Annotated in this window: 6 protein-coding genes; 5 read left to right on the top strand and 1 reads right to left on the bottom strand. The window is 62.7% G+C overall.

Features of this window, described 5'->3' with window-relative positions; translation table 11 throughout:
* Window positions 1–130: 130 nt before the first annotated feature.
* Window positions 131–1,045 carry a choline sulfate utilization transcriptional regulator gene (locus tag RTQ46_RS26840; protein WP_312440666.1) on the bottom strand — a complete coding sequence of 305 codons (915 nt, stop codon included), beginning with the start codon at window positions 1,043–1,045 and terminating at the stop codon, window positions 131–133.
* Between the two features lie 183 nt (window positions 1,046–1,228).
* On the opposite strand from RTQ46_RS26840, the gene betC reads away from it, so the two are divergent.
* From betC to RTQ46_RS26815, 5 genes are read left to right on the top strand one after another with little or no spacing between them, the layout of a single operon-like run.
* Window positions 1,229–2,779, top strand: a complete 1,551-nt coding sequence (gene betC / locus RTQ46_RS26835) for a choline-sulfatase (protein WP_312440665.1) — start codon at window positions 1,229–1,231, stop codon at window positions 2,777–2,779.
* Window positions 2,776–3,711, top strand: a complete 936-nt coding sequence (gene choX / locus RTQ46_RS26830) for a choline ABC transporter substrate-binding protein (RefSeq protein WP_312440664.1) — start codon at window positions 2,776–2,778, stop codon at window positions 3,709–3,711. Before betC ends, choX begins: the two co-directional genes overlap by 4 nt.
* 36 nt (window positions 3,712–3,747) lie before the next feature.
* On the top strand, window positions 3,748–5,979 hold the full coding sequence (locus RTQ46_RS26825) for a TonB-dependent receptor domain-containing protein (protein ID WP_312440663.1): 2,232 nt from the start codon (window positions 3,748–3,750) through the stop codon (window positions 5,977–5,979).
* A 15-nt stretch (window positions 5,980–5,994) separates the two neighbouring features.
* Window positions 5,995–6,966 carry an ATP-binding cassette domain-containing protein gene (locus RTQ46_RS26820; protein ID WP_312440662.1) on the top strand — a complete coding sequence of 324 codons (972 nt, stop codon included), beginning with the start codon at window positions 5,995–5,997 and terminating at the stop codon, window positions 6,964–6,966.
* Window position 6,967: 1 nt separating this feature from the next.
* Window positions 6,968–7,834 carry an ABC transporter permease gene (locus RTQ46_RS26815; RefSeq protein WP_409518382.1) on the top strand — a complete coding sequence of 289 codons (867 nt, stop codon included), beginning with the start codon at window positions 6,968–6,970 and terminating at the stop codon, window positions 7,832–7,834.
* Window positions 7,835–8,009: the final 175 nt, after the last annotated feature.

Here is an 8,009-nt window from a genome sequence, read left to right as displayed (position 1 = left end):
GAAGAAGGAAGAGTATGAAGCTTTTTCAGCATTTCGTCAACCTTCTTTTTTCCTCTACTTCAGTCTGCATTTGCATGCATCGTTCAGCGAGGGGGCGAATTATAGCCCTGCCCCACGCGGCCTGCAAGGACTATTTCTGCGCTTCGCAACCAGCGACGATCCAGTTGCGCAAACTGTCCAGCGCCTCCCATGGCTCGCGTCCGCGCGGCTGCACCAGGAAGTAGCCCCGCCGTGTCGTCAGCGATGGTACCGGCAGGCTGACCAGTTGCCCGTCACGCAGCAGCGCATCGACCAGCGGCCGCCAGCCCAGCGCCACACCGTGACCGGCGACGGCCGCCTGGATCAGCAAGGGGTAGTTGCCCAAGGTCAGGCTCTGCAGTTTACCGTCCGCAGGCAAGCCCTGCAGCTGCGCCCACTGCTGCCAGGTCATCCACGGTTCCTGGCCACTGCTGCCCAGGTGCAGCAAAGGCAGCGCCATGACGGCGCCAGGCGTGCCGCCCGCCGCCGCATGCCGCTCCAGCATGGCCGCACTGCAGACGGGTACTACCTCTTCCGGCCATATCTGCAGCGCATCGCAACCGGGCCACTGCCCGTCGCCAAACGAGATGGCCAGATCGACCGCCTCGCCGCGAATATCAAACGCCTGCTGTGATGTCACGATGCGCACGTCCAGTTCAGGACGCAGCTTCTGAAACTCTGCCAGGCGCGGCATCAGCCAGAACTGGGCAAAGCCGAAATCTGTCGCCACGGTAATGACTTGCCGCGTACGCCGCGTGCGGAGCTTGTCGACCGCCAGACCGATCGCCGCCAGATGGTCGCGCACCGCCTCATGCAAGGCGACACCATCGGCTGTCAGGCTGACGCCACGATGAGCGCGCTTGAACAGCGGCGTGCGCAAGTCCTTTTCCAGTGCGGCAATACGCTGGCTGACGGCCGGCTGGCTGCTGCCGAATTCTTCCGCCACCAGAGTGAAATTGAGGTGGCGCACGGCCGATTCAAAAAAGACGAGACTGTCCAGCGAAATGGTTTGAGCAGGCTTTACCATAATTTATTCTTATGCTTCGATAATTTATTCTGCACCCAAGTCGTTGAAATTGCAAAGTAATTTGACATCCTTCACATAAGCCATGTTTATATTATTCGCATATGAATATGCGAATTGATACGTTCGCAATTTTCCTCCGGCATCGCAGAATGCACTCATCGATATGTTTTCACTACCGCATTCATGCCTCACTCAAACGCACCCCAGCCCAATATCCTGATCCTGATGGCCGACCAGCTGACGCCGCGCGCGCTGCGCGCCTATGGCAACCGGGTCACGCGCACGCCCCATCTCGACGCGCTGGCCGCCAGCGGCGTGGTATTCGACTCGGCGTATTGCAACTCGCCGCTGTGCGCGCCATCGCGCTATGCGCTGATGAGCGGCCAGCTGCCGTCAAAAACGGGCGGCTACGACAATGCGGCGGCGCTGTCGTCCGAGGCGGTCACCTATGCCCACTACCTGCGCCATGCCGGCTACCGCACCATTTTGTCAGGCAAGATGCATTTTTGCGGCGCCGACCAGCTGCACGGCTTTGAAGAACGGCTGACTACCGATATCTATCCGGCCGACTTCGGCTGGACGCCGGACTGGCAGCGCCCCGACGTGCGGCCCAGCTGGTATCACAATATGTCGTCGGTGACCGACGCCGGCCACTGCGTGCGCAGCAACCAGCTCGACTTCGACGACGAAGTGGTGTTCGCGGCGCGCCAGAAACTGTTCGACCTGGCGCGCGATCCGGACCAGCGACCATTCTGCATGACGGTCTCGCTCACTCATCCGCATGACCCATATGCGATTTCCTCACCCTACTGGGATCTGTACAGCGACGACGAAATCGACATGCCGCGCGTGCCCGATGCGCCAGCAAACGACGACCCGCATTCGCGCCGCCTGCGCGCGGTGCTCAATCTCGATGCAACGCCCGTTACGCCGCAGCAGGTGCGCCGGGCGCGGCGCGCCTATTACGGCGCCATCTCGTATGTGGACGAGCAGTTCGGCGTATTGCTGCGCGCACTCGAACAAAGCGGGCAGCGCGATAACACCATCATTATCGTCACCTCGGACCATGGCGACATGCTGGGCGAGCGGGGGCTCTGGTACAAGATGAGCTTTTTCGAGCCGTCCTCGCGCGTGCCGCTGATCGTCCATGCGCCGCAGCGCTTTGCCGCACACAGGGTGGCGCAGTCCGTCTCGCATGTGGACCTGCTGCCGACCCTGCTCGACCTGGCGCACGGCGGCATGCCAGCTGCCGATGCCGACTTTCCGCTCGACACTGACGGCCAGAGCCTGCTGCCCCATCTGCAACAGCGCGGCGGCCACGATGCAGTGGCGGCCGAATACCTGGGCGAAGGCGCGCTGGGCCCGATCGTCATGCTGCGCCAGGGCAGCTACAAATTCATCCATTCGTCTACCGATCCGGACCAGCTATATCACCTTCCCAGCGATCCCGATGAACTGCGCAACCTGGCGCAGGACGCCGGCAGCGTTGACGTGCTGCAAGGGTTCCGGGCACAAGTCGCCAGCCGCTGGAACCTGCCGCAGCTGCACGCGCAGGTGGTGGCCAGCCAGGTCCGCCGGCGCTTTATCGGCGCGGCCAATATGCTCGGCGCGCATCATGCCTGGGATTACCAGCCGCCGCACGACGCCAGCCGCCGCTATATCCGCAACCACCTGGACCTCGATGCGCTTGAAGCGCGCGCCCGTTTTCCTGTCCCGCCACGGAGTGATGCATGAAACGCTTTACCTTGGCAGCCTTCCTTGCCGTAATAAACTGGTCCGTCCATGCCGCCGAGCCGGAAGCCTGCCGCGTGGTACGCATGGCCGACCCTGGCTGGACCGATATCGGCGCCACCAATGCCCTGAGCGGCATCGTGCTCGAAGCGCTCGGTTATGAACAGAAAGTGCTGCCGCTGTCCGTGCCGATTAGCTATGCGGGACTGCAGAAGGGCCAGGTTGATGTGTTCCTCGGCAACTGGATGCCGGCGCAAAAACCGCTGGTGACGCCGTTACTCCAATCGGGCGCGATCGAAACGCTGCGCGCCAACCTGCCCGGCGCCAAGTTCACGCTGGCCGTACCCGATTATGTGGCGCGTGCGGGCGTGCGTACCTTCAGCGACCTGGCCAAGCATGCAGACAAGTTCGACCGCAAGATCTACGGCATCGAGTCCGGCGCGCCCGCCAACCAGACCATCAAGAAAATGCTGGCCGCAAAAAGCTATGGCCTGACCGGCTGGACGCTGGTCGAATCGAGCGAGCAAGGCATGCTGAGCCAGGTGGCGCGCAAGAACCGCGGCCAACAGTGGATCGTGTTCCTGGCATGGGAGCCGCACCAGATGAACAACAATTTCAAGCTCGTTTATCTCGACGGCGACGAACAGTATTTCGGCCCGCACTACGGCAGCGCCAGTGTCAATACGGTGGCGCGCCGCGGCTACCGCGCCGCCTGCACGAATGTGGGAAAACTGTTTGCGCAGGTGGAATTCACGGCCGCGCTCGAGCACGCCATCATGGCCGACATGCTCGACAAGAAACAGACGACGCGCGCCGCCGCCCTGCGCCAGTTGCACGCCAGGCCGGAGTTGATCCATGCCTGGCTGGCCGGCGTCACTACCCGCAGCGGCGCCGATGGTGCGGCCGCCGTGCGCGCCCGCCTCGCACAACCGTAATTTCCTCATTCCCACACACCACCGCCGGAGCTACTGATGTCAAGCAAGCCAACTGCACTGCGATTCAAACCCCTGACCTTTTTCGTGCTGCAAGCGCTGGCCTGCTCGGCCTATGCCGCCGACCCTGCGCCGGCAGAGGCGCCAGACAAGTTGGTCGACACCGTCTTCGTGCAAGGCCAGGGCCGCCAGGTGCAGAACATTACGCGCAAGGATCTGGCGGAAGCCACGCCCGGTACCAGCCCCCTGAAAACGCTGGAAAAGCTGCCCGGCGTGTCGTTCCAGTCGGCCGATCCGTTTGGCGCCTATGAATGGTCGGCGCATATCTCGATCCGTGGTTTCAGCCAGAACCAGCTGGGCTTTACGCTCGATGGCATTCCGCTTGGCGACATGAGCTACCGCAATCACAACGGCCTGCATGTCAGCCGCGCGATTTCGTCCGAAAACATCGGCAATGTTAGCGTCTCGCAAGGCACGGGTGCGCTGGGCACGGCCTCGACCAGCAACCTGGGCGGCACGGTCAGCTTCAGGACGCGCGGGCCGGCCGATACGGCCGGTGCCACGCTGGCGCAAACCCTGGGCAGCGACAGCACCTCGCGCACTTTCGTGCGTTACGACACGGGCCTGCTGTCGACCGACACCAAGGCCTATGTTTCGCTGACGCGCCAGCGCGCCGACAAGTGGAAAGGCGACGGCGGCCAGGACCAGGATCTGTTCAACTCGAAAGTGGTGCAAAACCTGGGCAACAGCCAGCTGAGCGCTTTCTTCAATTATTCCACGCGCGACGAAACCGATTACCAGGATCTGTCGTTCGACAGCGTCAAGCGCCTCGGCTACAAATGGGATAACTATGCGCCCGACTGGCAGCGTGCCGTCAATGCGGCCAAGGGTATTTATACAGGCGGCGTCAACAACCTCGACGATGCGTACTACCTGGGACGCGGCCTGCGCAATGATTGGCTCGGCGGCGTCGCGCTCGACTGGCAAGCCAGCGACAGCGTGCGCGTCAAGACTACGCTGTACGATCACCGCAACCATGGCGAGAGCCACTGGTATACACCGTACACGCCGTCGTCGGCCAGCGTGCCGATCTCGGTGCGGGCGCAGGAATACAAGATCGACCGCCATGGCCTGGTCAGCGACCTGAACTGGGAAATCGGCAATCACACGGTGACGGCCGGCGTGTGGGCCGAGCGCAGCGTGCACAGCTGGACGCGCAGCTTCTACGCCGTGAATGGACCGGAAAGCACCGACCATTTCCTGTCCGACCCATTTTCCACCGTGATCGCGCAGCGCTTCGTCAGCAAGACCACGCAGTTCTATCTGCAGGACAGCTTTGCCACATTGAACGAGCGCCTCAATTTCAGCTACGGCTTCAAGAGCACCAGGGCGCGCATCGACGGCGACAACCAGGCGGGCGGACGCGCAGGCGGCACACTGGAAGCGTCGAAAAAATTCCTGCCACAGGCGGGCCTGACGTTTGCCCTGAGCAGCCAGGATGAACTGTTTTCGTCGTGGGCCAAAAACATGAATGCCTACCAGGCCGGCGCCGATGGGCCGTTCTCGCAGACGCAGGAAGCATTTGACCTCAGCAAAGGCAAGCTCAAGCCGCAAACCTCGACCACCATTGACTTGGGCCTGCGCTCGCGCCGCGGCCCGGTGCAGGCGTCGATCGCGCTGTATGCGGCCGACTTCAAGAACCGCCAGCTGAACGTGGCGACCTGCACCGGCATCGTCGGTTGCCCGACCACCCTGACCAATGTCGGCAAGGTAGAAACCAAGGGTGTGGAGGCGGCGCTGGACTGGAAACTGTCGCCGCAATGGGCCTGGTTCAACTCTTTCACCTATAACGACTCCTCGTACAAATCGGCGCCGCTGTATTACGAGGGCGCCACCGCCGTCAACGTCAACGGCAAACGCGTGGTCGATGCGCCGAAGGTGCTGTTCAACACGGAACTGTCGTACGAACACGCCGGCTGGTTTGCCAGGGCCGACGCCAAGTACACGGGCACGCGTTATTACACCTACCTCAACGACAGCCCGGTGCCGTCCTTCTGGCTGGCCAACCTGAGCGGCGGCTACAACCTGGGCAATATCGGCCCGTTCAAGAGTGCCACCGTGCAGCTGAACGTGACCAACCTGCTCGACAAGCGCTACTTCGCCACCATCGGCACCAACGGCTTTGCCAGCAGCGATCCTTCGGGCAGCTTTGCCACCATGCTGGTCGGCGCCCCGCGCGCGGCCTTTTTGACCATCAGCGGCAAGCTGTAACTGCGAAAGAACACCATGGCCTCCATCAAAGTGTCATTACGCCAGGTCGGCAAAATCTTCGATGCCGGCGTCGCGCCCGCGCTGGACAATGTCTCGCTCGATATTGCCGAGGGCAGCATCTGCGTGCTGATGGGACTGTCCGGTTCAGGCAAGTCGACCTTGCTGCGCACTATTAACGGTCTCGCTGTTCCCACCAGCGGCAAGGTGCTGGTCGACGGCACCGACCTGGCGCAGCTGGCGCCGCGCCGCCTGCAGCAATGGCGGCGCGAAGCGGCGGGCATGGTATTTCAATCGTCGGCACTGTTTGCGCACCTGAACGTGATCGACAATGCCGCATTCGGCCTGGAACTGGCCGGCGTCGGCCGCAAGGAACGCCACCGCCGTGCCGGCTCCGTGCTGGAGCAGGTGGGATTGCTGGCCCATGCGAAGCAGTATCCGCACCAGTTGTCGGGCGGCATGCGGCAAAGGGTGGGAATGGCGCGCGCCCTGGCCGTCAATCCGTCGCTGCTGCTGATGGACGAAGCGTTCTCCGCGCTCGATCCGCTCAAGCGCCGCGAGATGCAGGAGCTGCTGCTGGAGCTGCTGCGCGCACAGCGCCGCACCATTGTGTTTGTTTCGCACGATATCGACGAGGCGCTGCGCCTTGGCGACCAGATCGCCCTGCTGCACGGAGGAAAATTGCTGCAGCAAGGCGCGCCGCGCGCACTGCTGGACCATCCCGTCAACGAGCATGTGCGCGAGTTTTTCCAGAGCGCCGATACCTCAAGCCATTTGCTTGCCAGCGACCTGATCGATCATGAGGCGGGCTTCTCCACCTTGCCTGAGCTGATCAGCGTGCCCGCCGACAGCCGCCTGTCCGAACTGATGCCACGACTCGGCGCCTTCCGTTTGCCCCTGACGGTGCGCGACGCCAGCGGCGTGGTGCTGGGCCTGATCACGGCCGCCAGCGCGCTGCGCACCATCACGCGCGCCAGCGCCAGGAACTGAGATGGACCAGGCTTTGTTTGAGCAACTGCATGCATGGCTGCCGCTGGGCAGCTGGATCAATGCCAGCGTCAGTTTTCTGATGGAACACAACGGCGGCCTGTTCGACAGCGCCGGCCATGTGATCGAGCAACTTTCCACCACAGCGGAAACACTGCTGCAGCTGATACCGGCCTGGCTGATGATCGCGCTGGTCGGGGCGCTGGCCTGGCGCCGCCTGTCGTGGCGCTTTGCCGTGTTTTCCGCACTGGCCCTGCTGCTGATCGCCGTGCTCGGCTATTGGCCGCAAACCATGGTGACATTGGGACTGACCTTGTCGGCGACCCTGATCAGTCTGGCCCTGGGCGTGCCGTTGGGAATACTGGCTGCGCGGCACCGTCATCTGCACGCGCTGCTGCGGCCGGTACTCGACTTCATGCAAACCATGCCGGCGTTCGTTTATCTGATTCCGGCCGTGATGCTGTTTGGACTGGGCCGCGTGCCCGGCATTATCGCCACCGTGATTTTCGCCATGCCGCCGGCCGTGCGCCTGACCACCATGGGCATCCTGCAAGTGGACAGGGAACAACTGGAAGCGGGCCAGGCTTTTGGCGCCACAGGCTGGCAGCTGCTGTTCAAGGTGCAACTGCCGCTGGCCTTGCCGGCGCTGATGGGCGGCATCAATCAAACCATCATGATGGCGCTGTCGATGGTGATCGTCACCTCGATGGTGGGCGCCGGCGGTTTGGGCGGCGAAGTGCTGAGCAGCATCCAGCAGCTGGACGTAGGTCTCGGTTTTGAAAGCGGGCTGTGCGTGGTGCTGCTGGCGATTATTCTCGATCGCATTACGCAAAGCTTCGGGCGGCGCGAGCTTGCATCAACGCATTCTTGAAACAGCTACGTATGTCGGATCAGGGCCGCAGGGCCGTCATCCGACATTGTTGGCACGACCGGTGGTGGTGTCGGATTACGCGTGCCGCTAATCCGACCTACGCAGCGGTTGACGCCGATAGTAATGGCAGATGACGCGGCCGCACACGACCGTAGGTCGGATCAGGGCCGCAGGC

Source organism: Janthinobacterium sp. (assembly GCF_031995485.1).
Classification (GTDB): Bacteria; Pseudomonadota; Gammaproteobacteria; order Burkholderiales; family Burkholderiaceae_D; genus Janthinobacterium.
This window is presented reverse-complemented; position numbering and strand designations above follow the sequence as displayed.